The organism is Bacteroides salyersiae, from assembly GCF_031172035.1.
GTDB classification, from domain to species: domain Bacteria; phylum Bacteroidota; class Bacteroidia; order Bacteroidales; family Bacteroidaceae; genus Bacteroides; species Bacteroides salyersiae.
Genome location: NZ_CP133452.1, coordinates 1,797,692 through 1,818,100, shown reverse-complemented (window position 1 = coordinate 1,818,100; position 20,409 = coordinate 1,797,692). Strand labels below are relative to the sequence as shown.

The 20,409-nt window shown below is 40.8% G+C and carries 8 protein-coding genes; 7 read left to right on the top strand and 1 reads right to left on the bottom strand.

Annotation, left to right across the window (positions count from 1 at the left end):
• The first annotated feature begins 16 nt into the window (after positions 1-16).
• The 7 genes from RB604_RS06625 (at position 17) to RB604_RS06595 (ending at position 15,686) form a co-directional block, all read left to right on the top strand.
• Positions 17-922, top strand: coding sequence for a TolB family protein (locus tag RB604_RS06625; RefSeq protein ID WP_007479000.1), 906 nt, complete (start codon positions 17-19; stop codon positions 920-922).
• A 7-nt stretch (positions 923-929) separates the two neighbouring features.
• Entirely contained in the window at positions 930-4,592 is a 3,663-nt protein-coding gene (locus RB604_RS06620) for an N-acetylmuramoyl-L-alanine amidase (protein ID WP_007479001.1), read from the top strand.
• 115 nt (positions 4,593-4,707) lie between these two features.
• Positions 4,708-6,225, top strand: coding sequence for an NHL repeat-containing protein (locus tag RB604_RS06615; RefSeq protein ID WP_007479002.1), 1,518 nt, complete (start codon positions 4,708-4,710; stop codon positions 6,223-6,225).
• A 27-nt stretch (positions 6,226-6,252) separates the two neighbouring features.
• Positions 6,253-9,570 (top strand): SusC/RagA family TonB-linked outer membrane protein, encoded by a 3,318-nt coding sequence (locus RB604_RS06610; RefSeq protein ID WP_007479003.1) that lies wholly within the window; start codon positions 6,253-6,255, stop codon positions 9,568-9,570.
• Between the two features lie 29 nt (positions 9,571-9,599).
• Entirely contained in the window at positions 9,600-11,375 is a 1,776-nt protein-coding gene (locus tag RB604_RS06605) for a RagB/SusD family nutrient uptake outer membrane protein (protein WP_007479004.1), read from the top strand.
• 8 nt (positions 11,376-11,383) lie between these two features.
• Positions 11,384-13,066, top strand: a complete 1,683-nt coding sequence (locus tag RB604_RS06600) for a DUF4623 domain-containing protein (RefSeq protein WP_007479005.1) — start codon at positions 11,384-11,386, stop codon at positions 13,064-13,066.
• A 106-nt stretch (positions 13,067-13,172) separates the two neighbouring features.
• Entirely contained in the window at positions 13,173-15,686 is a 2,514-nt protein-coding gene (locus RB604_RS06595) for a family 20 glycosylhydrolase (RefSeq protein ID WP_007479006.1), read from the top strand.
• Between the two features lie 311 nt (positions 15,687-15,997).
• On the opposite strand, the gene RB604_RS06590 is transcribed toward RB604_RS06595, so the two are convergent.
• Positions 15,998-20,356 (bottom strand): exo-alpha-sialidase, encoded by a 4,359-nt coding sequence (locus RB604_RS06590; protein ID WP_055293425.1) that lies wholly within the window; start codon positions 20,354-20,356, stop codon positions 15,998-16,000.
• Positions 20,357-20,409: the final 53 nt, after the last annotated feature.

Sequence of the window (20,409 nt, the reverse complement as noted above, 5' to 3'; positions counted from 1 at the left end):
TTAAAAAGAAGAAGCCATGAAAAAGCTATTATTATTGTCGCTCATTGTGATTGGGCAACTTTCTTATGCACAGCGAATCGACGTCAAGTCTATCAAGCTGTTGAATGGGACAGAGCAGGGAGGATATTTTCATCCGATTTTTAGTCCCCAAGGTACTTATTTACTCACAACTGCAGAAAATTATGCAGGTCTGAACCGCCATGTTATAGCAACCAATAAAATCGAAAGACTGGTAACAGACGCAGGCGCAGGCTATGGCGTACAAATCAGCGCCGACGAAAACACTATCTTATTTAAAAAGACAGAAATACAAAACAGCCTACGTTTTTCTTCGCTACAGAGCTATTCTCTAAACAATAAAAGACAAGAAAAACTGATTGATGCCACACATGAGAAAATCAGTCCTGTATTTGTAGGAAATGCCCCGGCAGTAGTCAAAGCCGGAGTCTTGAAAAAAATGAAAAACACAACCTCTAATGTCAATTCATACATTAACATTGAAGACCGCAAGATGGTTTTATACACTGGAAATACCCGCAAAGTTCTTACCCCGAATGGAGAAAACAAAAGCTACTTTTGGGCCAGTATATCCCCTGACGGTAAACACATTGTTTATACCGTGGCAGCCTATGGTACTTTTGTTTGTGACATCAACGGAGAAAATCCTGTTTCATTGAAAAAATTGAATGCTCCCACCTGGCTAAACAATGAGTGGGTAATCGGAATGAATGACAAAGACGATGGCGACCAAGTCATTACTTCAGAAATCATAGCAGTAACCATTAACGGAAAAATCCGACAGACTCTCACTACTCCTTTTGCGAAAATTGCCATGTATCCGGCAGCCTCTGCCGATGGTAAACAAATTGCATTTAATTCCGAAAAGGGTCAAATTTATATTATGAACATTGAATTAAAATAACTCAATTATGAAACGAATAGCATTACTTATAGTTTCTTTTTTGACGATATTTACGGCTCAGGCAATCGATTTGACCGGCGTCAAAATTTATATAAACCCGGGACACGGCGGATACGATAGTAACGACCGAAGTGTCTGGACCATTCCTGTTCCCGAAGTATGGAAGAATCCAGAGGGCTATTGGGAATCAAAATCGAATCTGGTAAAAGGATTAGCATTGAAAGAGATGCTTGAAGCGGCAGGTGCCACCGTTATTATCTCACGTACAGATAACACAAGCGGCATTCGTGACGGTGAGCAATTTGCCGGTGGCGGCGATCGTGATCTATCAGAAATTGCCGAAGAAGCCAACGCCAATAACGTAGACCATTTTTTATCGATCCATAGTAATTCCCTAAATACAACGACTAATTATCTCCTGTTATTGTACCATGGATACAATGACCAGCCAACTGTAGCGCAGAGTCTACCAATGGCACAATCCTCAGGACCTATTCAGATCAACAATCCCTTGACAGTATGGACAAGTCCTACTCCGATGTTACGCGGTGATTTTACATTCTATGGCGATAATCTCGGATTAGGAGTTTTACGCCCATTAACCGTACCTGGATTCCTTTCCGAAGGTTCGTTTCACGATTATCCACCAGAAACCCATCGTTTAATGAATAACGATTTCTGCAAACTCGAAGCCATACGTTTCTTTCAGCACTTTCACAACTACTTCAAACGCGACATGCCGGCAACCGGCACAATTGCAGGTTTTGTGAAAAGCGGGAACGAATTAGTCGATATCCTAAAACAGCCGAAGTTCACTTATAGAGCCGGTAGTGATGACCAATGGTTACCTCTCAATGAAGCAACTGTAAAACTACTTAATGCAGACGGTTCGCAAGTACTGAAAACTTACACCACTGATAATTGGTATAACGGAATATTTGCCTTTTATGACTTACAACCAGGTAATTACAAATTATCATTCTCACTGACAAATTATGAAAGCAAAACAGTAGACGTTACTGTCACCGCATCCGAAATCGCATATACAAAAGCCTTTTTGAAAAACATCAATATTATTGTTCCTGATTATCCTGCGCCCGAACAGGGTGATGGTGCAACAGCATTGAATCAATACGATTTTGTACCGGATGGTAATGTAGAAAACCCGACTTGGCTAAGCAGTTCGTCAATCAGACGCATACTTCAACGCAACGGAAAACTATACGTTCTGACCAATGATCCTAAAATTATAGTAGCGAATGCCGAGACGCAAGAGGTTATCAAAGAATTAGACTTAACTGGTATCACAGGTGGAAGTTCCATTCTTAGTGACATTGCTTTCAGCGCCGACGATGTTTTATTGGCCTGCAACAAACTAACAAATGCCCATGCGGACGCAATGTTTAAAATATACAAATGGGAAAGCGACAATGCAACTCCGACTGTTTTACTCACGACTCCCAAACAAGCCAATACAACAAATGCCGAAATCGGAGAGACCTTTACGGTGGCCGGTGCCATTTCAAACTTATATATCTACTATACAGTTAAGTCCGGTACAAACTACCGCATTGCCGGCTTAAACTACAAAAATGAGACTCAAAATGTTACGGATAAATATATGGGAACCGATAGTAATTATCCGGTTTCGGCATGGGGAGAACATGTCAAGTTTGTCATATCCCCTTCTGGCTACGATCACATTATTGTCGATAGTGATGTCATGCCTGCCACTGAATACAAATTCGATTGGTTAGCCACCGACGGTACCGCTTTGTTGAAAAAAGGCGAGCTATCTATTGCCGAAATCCCGGTAGCCTCCTATGGAAATACCTTTGCCCGGTATGCCGGACATGTATTTATGGCCGCCCCAATATGTAATACTGATGCTACCAAAGCAGGCATAGCTCTCTTCGATATTACGAATGGTTTGGATAATGCCATTAAAATTTCAGACAAATATCCCGAAGCAGGTTTAGGAACAACACGCGCCGGTTATCTGGCATCATCTATTGTAGTAGATAATTATGATATCAAAATCGGAATTTGGGCACAAGGACAAGGTGCAGCCACCTACAAGACCGAAATCCAGCCGGTAGCCAACATCTACGCCTCCGAACTTTCAATCAACCAAGCAAATGAATTCAGATTCACACTAAATGAAAACGCTTCATCTGTATTCATCACAATCTATAAAGAAGGCGAGGCACTAACTAATCACAACGCAGGAGCACTCGCTAAAGGAATACAAACTATAGCCAATCCCTTCGGGCCAATCGATTATGACGCATGGAGCGTTACAGCAAGCTCGCGTCCGGTAGCATACCCTGTCAAAATAAGCGACGACACTCCTATATTCCAATTCTACTCGGGACGTGCCGTTGCAGTAGACAATAATCCTGAAAGTCCATTCTTCGGCCGGGTATATGTATCAGAATCCGCCGGTGGCCTCATCTCGGAAGGGACACCTGTAAACCCACGAACAACGCAAAAAGGCATTTATATCTTAGATGCAGCCTTAACGGATGTCACCAATCAAGGGGCTGACAGTTATGCCGGTAATATAACATGGGGAGCCAACGTAAATGCTAATTATCAATATGCTCCAAGAGGAATTGCAACGGATGCCTCCGGTAAAGTATATATTTCGGACAGTTCATTTGGCAACTCAGGAATTTATATTATGGACGCAGCTCATCCGGCATCAGACTTTTCTCCATTATTTGGAGGAACACTGGATACCTCCAATGGTCGAGTAACCTCAAGTGGTACTTTTATTCACGATCCGATAGAAGATATAAAAATCATAGGAAGTAGTGCGGACACAAAACTGTTCACCTACAATCGTCCGGCTTCTCCGGTAGCAGGCGGCATCTATCGCTATGATATTGGTACAGCCACATTGCCTTGGATATCAGCTCCCAGTGCCACTATTTATGACGACATGCAAAACGGCAATCTCCTCCAGAATGCCTATGGACAAATCGCTTCGGATACCCATGGTGGATGGTGGATGTGCCAATATCGTGCAGGCACAGGTGGAGCAAGTGTTCCGGCTCTAATACACGCCACCAACGGCAAACTGGACTATAATTGCAGTTCATCACTCCCGAGTTCATATCAGGGTGCCATGGCAGTGAATACAAACGGTTCCATATTGGCAATGGGTACAAAGCCCGGTAAAGTAGAAGTATTCGATGTAGCTTACGATGCAAGCAACAAGCCGACTCTTACTGCCAAATGTAGTATCGACTGGGGGGAAGCTACCGATTATTTGCAAAACTTGGCTTTTGATGCCGCTGATAATCTCTACCTGATCTCTAACTATAATGAGCGTCTGATGGTGTATTCTCTTCCTAAGTCCGACAATACGTATACCACACATGCTTCTACAAAACAGAGTACAGGTATTATCCCTCATACCAATACGAGTTTAAGCGATTGCATTTACGTATCGAACCCCGTAAAAGATGAAATTATCATCAATGTCACCGAAGGCACCAATGCAGAAGAGTATATACTTTATGACATCAAAGGTATAGCGGTCAAGAATGGAAAAATAGATGCTGCGCAAACTTGTGTCAACGTACAAACTCTAAATTCGGGTATCTATGCCTTATTAATCAAGACATCCGATGGTGTTGTCAATAAACGTATTATAAAACAGTAACACATTTGGGGCAATCACAAGGATTGCCCCAAAAAACAACAGAGTTATTACTCTGCATCCATATTGTTTACAAAATCATTACACATATTTATTATTCACCCAAAATTTAACTACTATGAGACGATTTTTTACTATTGTAGCTGCCATGTCTCTGGCGATAACAGTGCTGTATGCACAAGAACCGAACATTTATGCTTCCGGACTGAGTGCAAATACTGTTGATAACACGAATCAGGAAGTACAAATTTCCTACACGCTGAATGCTCCGGCTTCATCGTTGGCAATTATCCTTCAGAACGAGACGAATCCCCCTTACGAAATTCAGATAACCGAATCAGAAGCATTGACAAAGGGAACTCATACAAATATTGCAGTCTCTTTGAGTACAATCCCCACTGGAAATTATACATGGAAATTAAAAGCAGTCGGAAAAGAAACAGTCAGCGAACCGACCCTGATCGATAACACAACCGGAATACTTACCACACCCCGAGGGGTAGCTATCAACAATAATTTCGAAAGCCCCTATTTCGGACACATGTACGTCACGGATTCTAAAAACAAAACGACTGACGGAGGTATCTATGTTTTCGATGCTGCTTTTACTGACATTACAAATCAAGGAGAAAACGCCTGGTCCAAAAACTTCTCAAACAGCCCTGCAAGCCCGTTACGCCTAACTATAGCTCCTGATGACAAAATCTACATCACAGATTGGAGTGATAACGAAACCAGTGGTGTACATGTCTGGGATCCTGCCACTCCCACTACAGATGCTATTTCCGTATTTGGAGGTACGGTTACCGGCGGAAATGCAAAGGAAGGTGACATCTTCATCCACGGTTCTGTTTCACATTGCTACGTAATAGGAACCGGAACAGATACCAAACTTTATACTTACGATGAAGATCTCCCCCAAAAAATCAATTTATATGAAATTGGCGATCTGGAGACTCCTTGGGTCAATGCCCCCACCCCTATTACGTATCCCGAAAATATAGCCAACGGGAATGGTATGATTTTCCCTGACAACAAAGGAGGTTGGTGGATTGCACAGCATAGAGCGACCGATCCTATCGACGGAACTTACCCCGGATTAATCCATATGAATTCTTCAGGTGAAGCAGATTATAGCTCTATGGGGGCATTAGGAAGCAATACCCGGGGAGTAGTAGGTCTAAATATGGACCAAAGTTTAGTAGCTACCGCAGGCACTATCAGCGAGAAGAACACTCAGGGTCAAATACTCATTTTCGATGTTACTTGGGACAATAATAACATCCCGACCTTATCATCTAAATACACCATCAATACTCCTTTTACAAACACCTGTTATACTGTTGTATTTGACGTTGCCGGCAATGTATATGCCACCGGTGACAACCATATATTAGGCGGATGGGCGCTTCCCAAAGCAGAAAACTCATTTACCACTCCTGCTCCCTCAACTTCCATGCTGGAAATAACCAATGCAGTAGGCATCCACACCAAGACTAACGGCAAGGTTGTAGAATCCGTTTCATATAACACACCGACAGGCATTACAGTTCCTGCTGATGCCAAAGGTTTATTATTGAAAAAAACAACGTATACCGACGGTTCCACGAAAGTAGAAAAAATTATAAACAAGTAATTAATAAATTCACAAAACAAAAGTTCTATGGATAATATGAAATTAAACATGCAATATACCGGTTATACCAGGCATATGTGGAACAGAATATTCCTATTTGCTTGTCTGGTAGCAATATCGGTATGTGCAATTGCACAAGAGAAAGGCAAAAGTGTAACGGGTACTGTCACCGATGCCAATGGAGAATCATTAATTGGCGTATCAGTCAAAGTGGCAGGTGCTCCTATCGGTTCCGTTACCGATATCGACGGTAGATATAAAATAACTGTGCCATCGACTACATCCGTCCTGCAATTCTCTTATATAGGCTATGTATCTGTACAAGAAACAGTAGGTTCCCGCAGTATCATCAATATTAAAATGAAAGAAGACTCCAAGGTTATTGATGAGGTAGTTGTGGTAGGTTATGCAACCCAACGCCGAGCCAACCTGACCGGAGCAGTAGGAACGGTAGATGTGGCAAAACAATTGGAAAGCCGTTCGCTGACAGATGTAGGCCGTGGCTTGCAAGGTTCTACTCCGGGATTAACCGTCACTACTACTTCAGGACGTATCGGCACGACGCCTAAAATCCGTATTCGCGGTGACCAAGGAACTCTATTGAATGAAGACAGTGGCGCATCACAACCACTCATCTTAGTAGATGGTGTCGAAGTGACCGATTTGAATATGGTCAATCCTGATGACATTGAAAACATTTCAATCCTCAAAGATGCCGCCTCATCTTCTATTTACGGTTCACGCGCTGCCTTCGGGGTAGTACTGATCACCACCAAATCAGGACAGAACAGTGACAAATTTACAGCCACTTACTCTAACAACTTTGCATGGACCTCACCTATCGGTTTACCTAAAATGGCCAAATCGTACGAGTCGGCTTCCATGGCACTGGAAGCATGGCAACGTAATAATCCCAATGATTCGGAATTTGTCGGTGACGCCGGAATGAAATGGGACAAGGATGCCATTGAGCGAATGAAAGAATGGGAACGCAATTTCGGCGGCATGAATCTTAGCCCTGAAATGGTAGCCGGACGCGATTTTGAAATTACGGACAAAGGACTACGCTTCTATCGTTCATGGGATCCGTTCGACATGTACATTCAGAATGGTTTTATTCAAAATCACAATTTATCGGTAACTGGCAAATCCGGTAAAACAAGTTATCACCTGTCTTTAGGCTATATGGGTAACGAAGGTGTTCTGAAAGTGAACAACGACCAATACGACCGCTACAATGTCACTTTCAAAACTGAAACAGAAATAGCCAAATGGTTGAAAGTACGTTCGCAATTAATGTTTTCACGTACAGAACTGGAAACTCCGTTTACTTACTCCAGTGCCACCTATGATCCCCTGTATTACATATATCGCTGGCCGGTAATATATCCATACGGAACATACAATGGACAACCATTCCGCAGTGCCCTTACCGAGACTACACAAGCTAATAGAAACAGTGATGCCACAAATAACATGCGCTTTACATTAGGAGCGACAGTGAAGTTTACAAAAAATTTGTCATTAGAAGCAGACTATTCATATATTACCAATAGCCGTCTTCGTCAGTTACGTGGCGGCAAAGTAACCGCCATCGATTTTTGGTCGGGTGACATCAACAATTTGACAACTTATACTGCATCGTCCTACGATAAATATGATCAGTATAACTATTTAACCAATCACCATACCGCCAATGCGGTTCTGCGTTATAATAAAGAATTTGCCGGTAAACATAATCTAAGCGCTTTTGCTGGTTTCAATCTTGAATATGAAGATTACAACTATTTAAATGGCGAAGCTCGCGAATTATTAGACCCGAGTAAACATACCATTTCGACAACCTCCAATAATGAGGGTACACGATTTGTTTATGGTTCACAAAGTGACTGGGCCTCCGTAGGTTTCTTTGCACGTATCAACTATTCGTTCAAAGATCGTTATCTGTTAGAATTGAACGGGCGCTATGACGGTTCATCCAATTTCCCACTCGACCAATTATGGGGATTTTTCCCATCCGGTTCAATCGGATGGATTCTCAGTGAAGAATCATTTATGCACTCTTTACAGCCTGTATTGAGCTTTGCAAAACTACGTGCTTCTATCGGTAGCATAGGTAATCCCAATATCGGTGCCGACCGTTTTAGAGCGATAATGTCATCAGTTTCTTCCGGTTGGAGCATCAACAATGTCAATATGACCACTTTCGGGCTTCCGCAAACTTTAGCAAAAGGCTTCACCTGGGAAAATATCGTAACAAGTGATTTAGGGGTAGACTTGCGTTTCTTAAACGGTCAACTCGGTGCTTCGTTCGACGTTTATAAACGTGTAAACGACGGAATGGTAGTACAAGGAAATGAAATGCCTTCTGTTTTCGGTGCTTCAGCTCCCTATAAAAATATTGGTGAATTGACTACTAAAGGTTGGGAATTAGCATTAGATTTTAACCATACATTCGCCAATCAATTAAAACTACGTGTTAATGCCAATATTTCGGATGCCCGCACCGTAATAACCAAACATCCAAACAGAACTAAATCTCTCAATGGAAGCAATTACGAAGGTCGGGTACTCGGTGAAATCTGGGGATTTGAGACCGATCGTTTCTTTACAGCAGATGATTTCAATCCGGATGGAACTTTAAAAGCCAATATTCCCGATCAAAGCCGCTTCTTAGAATATAGTGGAACAAGCGGTATCGCGAGTTATCTACCCGGTGATATCAAATATAAAGATTTGGACGGCAATGGAGTGATTGACCGTGGTGATTTTACAGCCGACAATCATGGTGACTTGAAAGTAATTGGAAACTCAACTCCACGTTATGAATACAGTGGTCGTATTGGGCTGGACTACAAAGGCTTTGATTTGGATATATTCTTCCAAGGAGTAGGAAGCCGCCAAATCTGGGCGAGTGGAAACTTAATCATCCCTGGATTCCAATTTGGAGACGGAGTATATTATGCACATCAAACCGATTATTGGACACCCGAAAATCCGGATGCTTTTTATGCACGTTTGTCTAAAATGAACCAACCGTCCCGTTATGCCGAAAGCGGAGGTAACTATATGCCACAGAGCAAATATCTACTCAACATGTCGTATTGCCGTCTGAAAAGTTTGACCCTCGGATATTCATTACCAACAAATCTTATCCGGAAAGTTTATTTAAACAAAGTCCGTGTATATGTCAGTGGTGAAAACCTATTCACTATCGACAAATTGGGAGACATCCCTCTTGACCCCGAAACCAACACTACTTCCGGCGACGGTGGTACACAAGGATTCGGTCGTATTTATCCGTACGTAAGGACATGGTCATTCGGACTTCAAGTATCATTCTAATAAATCACCAATTAAAAATATTATAGTATATGAAAACATACAAATTATTATTACTATTAGGATGCACGTTATTCGTTTCTTGCAACGATTTCCTCGATCGTCCTCCTGTTGACAAATTCACCGACGAGGAGTTTTGGCAGACCGAAACACAAGCACGACTCTTTTTATACAGCATTTATCCTACTCTGTTCGGAGGATTCGGAACAGCTCAAAACCCATCGTGGCTGGAAGATGTCGGCGATGATGCTATATCCGCCCCCATACAGAATCCCTATGCTCCCAATATCATACCCGAAACTGACGGTAGTTGGGGATTTACCAATATTCGGAAAGCCAATTATGTAATAGCCAGTGCTCCGCGTCTGAATGAACCGGAAGCCACCATTAACCATTGGTTAGGTATCGGTCATTTTTTAAGAGGTTATTTCTATAGTAGCCTGACTTTCCAATATGGCGACGTACCATGGTTCGACAGAGTCATGCAGCAAAGCGATGAGAAAGAAGATATGGACTACCTATACAAAGACCGTGATCCCCGCAACTTTGTAGTAGAAAAAAACATAGAAGATTTCAAATTTGCATTGAATAATACAGTACGGGTAAACGACGGTAAGTTACAAATCAACCGATATGTGGTAGCAGCACTCGTTTCCAGACTTATGTTACGCGAAGGTACTTTTCAGAAATACTACCTTCAAAATCCGGAAATGGCAGAGAAATGTCTTGAGTTAGCAAAAACCGCTTCTGAAATAGTAATGGCAGGGCCCTATCAGTTAGCCCCCAACTATAAATCACTATTTACTTCCGATGATTTATCCGATAATCCAGAAATAATCATGTATCGTGAATATTCTGATAAAACCGTGAAACACTACATGGTAAACCAATGTTATGACATAGAACAGAACGGTGCAAGCAAATCCCTGCTTGAAAGTTTTTCGCGCAGTGACGGATTCCCGGTTTATTACAATAACGAATACTGGTTTGCTCCCACCGCAACCGACTTCTTTACGAATCGCGACCCACGATTATCATACAATTTCCGTCCCAAATACTATCCTGTAGGAGGAAGTAATGCTCCTTATGGTTATTCACGTTCAGGATACTCTTTACGGAAATTCACAGATGACGAATGGGAAACCAGTAACCCCAATCTCAAAAATCGCGGGCAAAACATTACCGATGCGCCCTGTCTTCGCTTGGGTGAAGTATTGTTGAATTACGCTGAGATTTGTTACGAGCTGGAAGCAATCACCGGAAAGGACCTATTCAATCAGGAGGTATTGAATTCAACCATCAATAAATTACGTGCACGTGTCAATATGCCCAATTTAGAAGAAATCGGCGGCGCACCAGCGATTAACGGTGTAGTTTACGACGACCCGGCACGCACTAAATGGGAACCGACCAACGATGTACCATCCATGCTATGGGAAATTCGTCGCGAACGTCGCGTAGAGCTTTGTTACGAAAACGGTTTGCGTTCGGCAGATTTAAAACGTTGGAAAAAGCTCGATTACTTGTGCAATCAGCACAATCCCGATTATCGTTATGGTGCCTACATCGTGTTGGACGATTTCCCTTCTGCCGTAAAAGACGGTATCGTTCTTACAGGAGTCATCAGCCCCGATGCACAACAAGATGCAAGCTTGTCCGAGGGGTATATATTGCGAAATACGGGAACAGCGCGCAACTTACCACAACCGAAAAACTATGTTAAACCGGTTCCTAATAGCCAAATTAGTTTATACAAAAGCTATGGCTACACACTTTCTCAAACTAAAGAATGGCAATCTGAAAATTAAATATACGTATGAAAGGAATAAAATATATATTATTACTGTTATTGCCTGCATTGGGCATAACAGCATGCAAGGATGACGACTCGATTATAGAGAATCCTTCTGGAGAAACCTTGATTTATAACCTGTATATCGCCAATGGCGGGTTATCCGGAGGTATACGTTATAACGCAGTCTATAACGATGCAACCCGTACACTTACATTTAATGACGTAGCAGCAGAAACTGATGTTCAACATATTAAGTTCGGAGGTAAAATTTCATTAGGAGCTCATTTTGATGCAGATTCTTATAATTTTTACAACCCGGATGCCCCCAATGAAAAAACATTAAAGGGAGGTATTACCCTTACCAGTGGCGAGAACATAACCGATTACAACGTTATTATCAACCTGTCCGATCCCGCTTCGGCACCGTTAGTCAGTAAAATAGAAGTGGAAACGTCTACAGGAAGTGTAATTAGCGGACTGATTGACCCGGTAGACAAAATGATTTACCTCAATACGCCAAACGAAGAACAGGTTACTTTGAAAAGCATTCTGCTCGTCCCGACACGTACATCTTATACTCTTACAACGGCAGAGGGTAACCTCATCAGCAAAGACAATCCGGGTACCATAGAGCTAAATTTCTTAGGAATGACCGATACATACGAAATCAGCTTCAGCAAATTATTACCGGGCATTAATTTCTCCGCACCTATCGTTCACGACTTCACAACAAACTCTACCGTTTGGCCGGACTTCATCGCAGAAGATACCCGAAGTGCAGATTTCGACGGAGAGCATGTCTTAATTGTTTCCCGTTCAGGAGGGCTCAATCCTAAATTACTCAAAGCAAGTGATATCCTATCGGATGGAGTGGTCGCACCTATTGCATTAAATACAGATGGCATGGCCGGTGGAACTTACGTCATTTCTTCAGGACGTTTATCTCAAGGACACATCTATATTTGTAACCTTACGACCGGCTTAGCAGATACCGATGCCGGAAAATTAAAACTCTACCATTATGCTGATGCCTCTTCAAGCCCGGAACTCATTTTGGACTTTAACGGCATAATTGATGAATCCATCAAGGCTACAGGACGTTTTGGAGATAACATGTCCCTCGATTTAGATGAAAACGGTAATGGATATGTCTATTTTATAAACCATACAGGAGCGGGTGTCTTACGATTCACAATAACGAACTTCCAGACAGTAGGCGAAGCGAAATTTATTTCAGACATTGCAAGTGCAACCTATTATGCCTGCTATAATAAGGTAGACAATGAAGATGCCTACTTGTTCACAAGTACTACAATGACCCCGATTCAGTTACGTGATAAAGATGGCGGATTATTGGCTTCGATTGATAAGTTAGGAGATGCAGGACATGGAACAGACGCCCACGTTGTAAATTACAACAATGGACGTTATCTGATGTTCACCTCCGGTCGTCAACAAAGTTCCTGGTCTTTCCCGACATTGTATGTTTACGACATTTCGGAAGGATTCAGTACAGTACCTGCTTTCAACGCCTACAATGAAAAACGTCCAGATCCGGTATACACCTATAAATTAGGAGAAGCTACGCAAGCAGCTTGTTCGGGTATCACCGCATGGGCCACAGTAGAAAGCAAACTCGTTATCTTAACAGCCGGTCCTAAAGCAGGTTTTGCTTTAATTGAATTCCCGAAGAACGAAGAATAACCATTCTTTGCAACAAAAATAGATACAGAACACGGACAAATAAATCCGTGTTCTGTCGATAATGGAGCCCTGATCCCCACTTTTAAACATTAAGATAAATATATATATGAAAAATCTGTTTTTAATAATACTGATATGCCCGATATTAATTTCTTGTGCCAACAAGAACACGACTGCACCTCCAATTTCTCTAATCTGGGAAATGGGACAAAATGGAATTGAACCGGGCTACTTTGAAAGCACCTTTTACATTAAAAACACCGGTAAAGAAACCTTAACCGGTAATTGGACCATATATTACACCCAAATATCGGTACCTCCTCCCCTTGTTCAGGAAGATTCGCCGATCATGATCAAACAAATATCCGCAAGCTATAATCAACTGATACCAACGAAGCATTTCCAGCCTTTAGCCCCCGGAGAAACTTTAACATTTACATATCGCCAAAAAGGTTCAATCATCCGCGAAACAGGAGCCCCTCAAGGAGCTTATATCGTGATGACAGACAAAAACGGTAAAGAGCAGAAGCCACAAGATATCCCTCTTGAAGCATTACCTTTTAACCAAGAGTACCAATACAAACGTCCCGGAAAGAACTATCCATATGCTGATGGCACGTATATGTATAAACAAAATGCTTATTTCAACAAAAACACAGAGTTGGAATTGACTGACATTTTCCCTTCTGTCAAACAGTTAGAGAAAAAAACAGGTGAGTCTAACTTTACACCGGATGTAAATTTAAGATGGGAACCGGAATTCAAAAATGAAGCCACATTATTGAAAAACGATCTAAGTGCAGACTTTAATTGTACCTTTTCAGATACTGGTAAAACGATTATAGAATTAACCCAACTGACAGACAGAAACAAAGATTATCCGGATGAATATTATGAAATAACAGTTCAAGATAATCGTTTTATTCTCTCTTCACACTCAGCCCATGGCCTCTTCAATGCTTGCCAGACGTTACTCAACATGCTTGGAAATGCTTCTCAATTACCCGTAACATTTTCCAACATACAAATAGCTGATTACCCCGATACCGACTACAGGGGACTGATGCTGGATGTAGCTCGAAATTTCACTAAAAAAGGAAACATATTGAAATTGATAGATTATCTGGCCTCATATAAAATAAGCGTATTACACCTGCACCTCACCGACGACGAAGCATGGAGAATTGAAATCCCGGGATTAGAAGAATTAACTGAAGTGGCTTCTCGTAGGGGGCATACGACGGATGAATCAGAATGCCTATTTCCAGCTTATGCCTGGGGTTGTGATGCCACCGATACAACAAGTCTCGCAAATGGCTATTACACACGGAACGACTTTATCGATATACTACAATATGCACAGAAACGACATATAAAAATAATTCCTGAGGTGGACATTCCAGGACATTCACGAGCAGCTATCAAAGCCATGAATGCACGTTATAAAAAGTATATCGACATAGACAAAACCAAAGCCGAAGAATTCCTTTTAACAGATTTTTCCGACACATCCCGCTATATTTCGGCCCAACATTATACCGACAATGTGGTGAATGTAGCCATGCCTTCCACTTACAGGTTTGTAGAGAAAGTGATCGATGAATTCGATAAAATATATCAGGATGCAGGATTGAAACTGACCGTTCTTCATATTGGAGGCGATGAAGTTGCGCGTGGTGCCTGGACGGGTTCTACAATTTGCCATGACCTTATGCAAGAAAAAGGAATGACTGAAATACGAGAGCTGAAAGATTATTTTCTGGAGCAAGTCATATCTATGCTATCTAAACGTAATATTCAGCCGGCAGGTTGGGAAGAAGTAGCCATGAAGCCCGATAATAAAGCCAACGAACATTTCAAAAACGACAACATATTGAGTTATTGTTGGAATACCGTTCCCGAATGGAAAGGTGATGAAGTTCCCTACATATTGGCTAACGCTGGTTATCCGGTTATACTTTGTAATGTAACTAACCTTTATATGGATATGGCCTACTGTAATCACCAGCAGGAAAACGGATTAAGCTGGGGTGGTTATGTAAATGAGTACAACTCATTCGACATGCTTCCTTACGACATTTACAGTTCTGTCAAGCAAACACTTAAAGGAGAACCGGTGAATCCCCGTACAGTTTCTATGCATAAAACTCCGTTAAGAAAAGAAGCTCGTGCTCAGATAAAAGGTATACAAGGTCAAGTATGGGGCGAGACTATCCGGAGCTTTGAACAAGTAGAATATTATCTGTTTCCTAAAATGTTCGGTCTAATAGAACGAGCATGGAACATACAACCTACCTGGTCGCAGCAAAAGGGAGAACAAGCATACGAAACCGCTAAGCAGAAATATAACGCACAGATTGTTTACCACGAATTACCTCGTTTAGCCAAAAGAGGAGTAAATTTCAGAATAGCCGCTCCCGGTATCGTACTACAAGACGGTTTATTATATGCCAATACTACCATTCCTAATGCAATAATACGCTATACCACCGATGGTAGTGAACCTACCGAGAATTCTCCGGAATGGACAACTCCTATTACTTGCAATGCCAAACAGATAAAAGCCAAAGCTTTCTATCTTGGAAAATCAAGTACCACTATTTCATTAAATACCAATTGACTATACAGGGAATTCTATTTATCATAGGTAATAGAAAAACTTCATAAACTCACAAATATATTCTTAAACCAAGAGGGTGTGTCAAAACTAAAATGACCACTCTAAAAAGTTACAGATTGTAACTAACAATTATAAAAGAGCCATATCATTACTCAAAAACAGAGTTTGATATGGCTCTTTTCATCATTGATTTAGGGAGTCAAGTTTCAGATTAAAAGTTGTCTTTTCATCAAATTACGTTTTGACACACCCTCTTATTCATATAAGCAAGAAAAACATTATCTTGCACATGTATAAAATAAAAAGAACACTTACATATTACCTATTTTTTTTACAATACAATCTGCTCCATCAACAATCTTGACCAGATATAAAGAGGATGTTGTTCCCAGTTGAACTGTTTCTAACGCATTCTCAATGATGAAAGATTTCACAACCTGACCTAAAACATCATAGACAAATACTTCACAACCAACTTTTCCATCTTTAACAATTAATTTTCCATCTTTTGTATAGACCGTCGTATTAGCTATTTCCGTATTAGTAATAGAAACCGTACCACTGAATACTGCACGAAGAGCAACATTTGCGAATACTTGATAAGAAAATTCTTTACTATCACCTAATTCTTCCAGCAGCCCAGCCTCAATTAAATCATATTCATCATCTTCACCTTCTTTTATCCATAATTCGGCCAATTCACAACCCTCTTCAGGCAACCAAGCAATAAGCAATTCCTCATCATAAATAATTTCACTCTGATCCTCCAATTCGATGTCGTCACTTAGTCTTTTAACCATTAGTTTACCTTTCTTTGGCGTATCGTTTGCCAAAGTCAAGGAATATTTCTCGGCTTCATATACCACTTGAACAGTAGTCTCTTTTGTAATATTCAGTGAGAATGATTTATTAGTTAATATCTCATCCATCTTTTCTTCACCATCAATCATTACACTTGCAACATAACATCTAACAGCCGGTTGAAGTGTAAATGTCACCTTTTCATTATAAGGTATTAAGTCTCCGGAAATTACATCATCTCCATTCGATTTTTGCACAATCATCTTTCCAAACTCTTCATTACAAGAATAATTCAATGAATAAGAATCAATTGCAAATTTCGCAATAATATCCAAATGCTCATTTACTACCAAAGAATAGCCAACATCAGATACACATTCCTCTGTCTTGTCATCACCATTTATCAAAACGCTCTCTACATGATAATTCTCATCCGGAGTCACTTTTATTACTACAACCGACCCTTTGTACACAATTGCTCCACTCGCAATCTCATTTGATGAATTATCTGATACAGAAAGTATTCCATTTCCTTCCACCTGATAATTTACAAGTTTACCTTTTATAATATCCAATGAAACAGTGGCATCTTCTGCCAACACAAATGTATTGCTTTCAAGTTCTTCACCATTCACCAAAATTGCACGTATTATATAATCATCAGAAGTTACTTCAGCATTCACTGAAAGGACTGTACCTAAAGGCAAACGAGTACCATTAGTAACTTCCTCTTCTCCATTCATTATTTGCAATGTGGCTCCTTCTGTTTGTTCAAAAGAAACAACCCCCATCACAGCCTCATGAATATTAATGGTGAAGTCACAGATTGTACCTCTATTACTAGCCAAACTTGCATCTCCACATGGATCCAAACTGTTCCAATCGGCTTTAAATCTAATACGCGTTTCCCCTAATTTAGCATTATCGGGTATTATAAAACTGGGAAGATCTCTCTGTACTTTTCCTGCATCAACAACATCTCCTTTACTATCATGATAAGTCCCATCATCTTCACTATAATGTGTATACGACACCACCTCGTTCGATTCAAAAACACCATTCTGATTATAATCCACATACACGTAATAATGTGTCCAATATAGATTAAAATCAGCAACCGTTAAGAACAGTTCATTACCGATAGTGGCATTTAAAACATCTGCCGTATTATCAAAATTTATTTTACTTTGAGTTTTAGCACCTATTCCGGCCACTACTGTAGTAAAATCTTGAGCTATGCCACCCTGTGAAGCCCCACTTACACTCAATGACTGAACAACACGATCCGTATTTGTTCTTGGATAAGCATCTTCATCCCAGATACAATACTCTCCCGGATGAGTAATAGTATATGTAGCGGTTGCAATCTCACTGTTAGCCAAACCATCTTTTACTGCAATTGCTTTCACAGTAGTTGTCTCTTCAATCGTAATCAATCCTTCATACAAAATAGATCGTTCGTTTGGAGTGTTCCCATCTAATGTATAATAGATAGATGCTCCATCAGTAGCAGTAGTCAATTCAATCGCTACAGAATTTTCATATTCCCCTTCCGGAGCCGAAAAAGTAGGAGACTTAACAACTTCCGTTTCTCCAGCTGCATAATAAATATCTGCGCCGTCAGTCAACCAGTCTAAAGAAAAATTATTGAAATAGAGAGACATATTATCTGTATCATAATTTTCTTCTACATACGCTCCAATAGTACCGTCAGGAAGAATTGTCAATGAAGAATATGCCGATCCGGTAGGACAAATTGACTTCTTAACCGGCCAAGTTTGCCCTTCATCATAACTCACAAAAACTGAGACATTCCGTCTGTTAGCAGCGTCATTGGGTATACTGTGTAATAAACGATTCTTCTCATAGCCATCATTAACAGAAGTATATCGAATTATATCACCATTGCAATTCGGTTCAAGCATTTCAGTCCACTCAGATACTTCTCCCCATGTAATACCTCCATCAGTCGATTTCGTATAGTAACGGGGACCTTTACTCTGACGACGAATACTCATTAGGATTGTACCATCACTTAACTCTACAACTTTAGATTCGTCACCGCCTAATTTAGCTCGTTTGGAAACATTCCACGTCTCTCCATTATCATCTGAATAGTAAACAAAATTAGACAAAGTGCTTGCTGAATTCTCACGGACAGCAGCTACAAACATAATCCGTCCATTTTTTGTCAATAATCCATTTCCCGAAGCACAGAAAGAAGCATACCACCCCTGTCTCTCGGTAACAGTACATGCCGTTCCATAAAGCTGCTCAGTGATATCACGAGGTGCGCTCCAAGTTTTACCATTATCCGTACTTTTACAAACATAAGTACGAGTAGGATTCGAAGGAGATGAATTATTAAAAATACCTTCACCACCTACAAAAATACAAAGAAGGCCATTTTCTTCCGTCGTATGTACTAAACCGGCATCGCCAAATCCTCTACGTGCTCCTGTTCCTTCAGCAATAGTTTGCGGTTCGGACCATGTGATACCTCCATCCTCACTTCTTCTTATAACCACGTCAATATCTTCAGGCAAGTCACCTTGATTATTTTTACGCTTGTCTGTTGCAACAACCAAAGAACCATCTGCAGCAGTAATAATCGCTGGAATTCTATAGTTCTTTGAACCGGCATCCCCAGGTGCAAATAACAGTTTACGCTTCAATAAGATAGTACGTTCCCCTTCAACTGAACCTTCCGTAAAAGCATATGTTTCATCTGCAGTAGTGATAGAAACTATATTTGCATCAACTTTGTTCCCTTCTGTTGCATTATCAGCTATATCATATGTAATCCATAAATAATTGGTTCCCGAAGTCAATTCACCTGTAAGTTCACAATTTATCTTTCCGGAAGCAGGCTTACAACTGCCTAATAAAGTAGCGGTAACAGCAGCATAGCGAGCATCAAAACTATTTATATTTCCAGTAGAATACACCTTAATGCTTTTCACATCCTGTACATTTGTAGTTCCATCCATGTTCAAGGTAAGTTTATTGCACTGAACCGGATCCGTTCCTTCCATATCCAACACCGCCTTTAGCACCACTTCATCCTCATTACCACGCCCAGTAAAATTAGAATCCTGCACAACAGAAGCTGAAGCTACTTTACAAGGACCATCAACCGGATAATTCACAAGTACTCCGTTGTGCCCGTTTCCACTGACATCCGGAACAGTCAATCCGTCAATATTTTCAAAATCATAGGCAGCGACCAATCCTTCCGATGCAGGCATTTCATCTACCTTATCTGCATTGATTTCCTCCAATGACAACGCTCTTTTCCAAAAACGGAGATTATCAATTTCACCTTTCAAATAATATGCATATTCCATTGCAGAAGCTCGTCCGGTTCCTACAGTAACATCATAGTCATTTTCCACATACCACGGGCCAATATCTTTTATACCGGAATTTCCAACCTGCTTTCCGTTATGATATAGATACATTTTTCCATTTACTCTATCCACTACAAAAGCAACATGCGCCCAAGTATCCAAACTGCCAAATTCTGTAGACCATACACTCATAGAATTATCATGATTCCCAGCAGTATTTGGAGCATTATTCGCATAAAATTTACTTGAACTTTGTCCACCCCATAATTCATATCCACTTTTGGGAGTACCGGTCATACTCCGTTTTGCAACGAACCGTTGACCATCTAACCACCGATTTACCTTGACCCAACACGCAACGGTAAAACTCTCCTCTGCCGAGACGTTAAAGTCATCATGAGAAGCGATTTTCATTAATTGATCCGTACCATTCAGTACCAATGATTGTCCCGATTGTCCCCAAAGCGGTAGAATACTCATCAGAACCAAAATAGAAATCAAAGAAATGTAATGTTTCATTTTCAATAATAGATTTTTTAGTTTAACAAAAAAATTATACGTTTAGAAAACGA

What these genes read in the sequence shown, in the direction of transcription:
- RB604_RS06605 (WP_007479004.1), top strand. Translation starts at nt 9,600, where the DNA reads ATGAAAACATACAAATTATTATTACTATTAGGATGCACGTTATTCGTT.
- RB604_RS06615 (WP_007479002.1), top strand. Translation starts at nt 4,708, where the DNA reads ATGAGACGATTTTTTACTATTGTAGCTGCCATGTCTCTGGCGATAACA.
- RB604_RS06600 (WP_007479005.1), top strand. Translation starts at nt 11,384, where the DNA reads ATGAAAGGAATAAAATATATATTATTACTGTTATTGCCTGCATTGGGC.
- RB604_RS06590 (WP_055293425.1), bottom strand. Translation starts at nt 20,356, where the DNA reads ATGAAACATTACATTTCTTTGATTTCTATTTTGGTTCTGATGAGTATT.
- RB604_RS06625 (WP_007479000.1), top strand. Translation starts at nt 17, where the DNA reads ATGAAAAAGCTATTATTATTGTCGCTCATTGTGATTGGGCAACTTTCT.
- RB604_RS06595 (WP_007479006.1), top strand. Translation starts at nt 13,173, where the DNA reads ATGAAAAATCTGTTTTTAATAATACTGATATGCCCGATATTAATTTCT.
- RB604_RS06610 (WP_007479003.1), top strand. Translation starts at nt 6,253, where the DNA reads ATGGATAATATGAAATTAAACATGCAATATACCGGTTATACCAGGCAT.
- RB604_RS06620 (WP_007479001.1), top strand. Translation starts at nt 930, where the DNA reads ATGAAACGAATAGCATTACTTATAGTTTCTTTTTTGACGATATTTACG.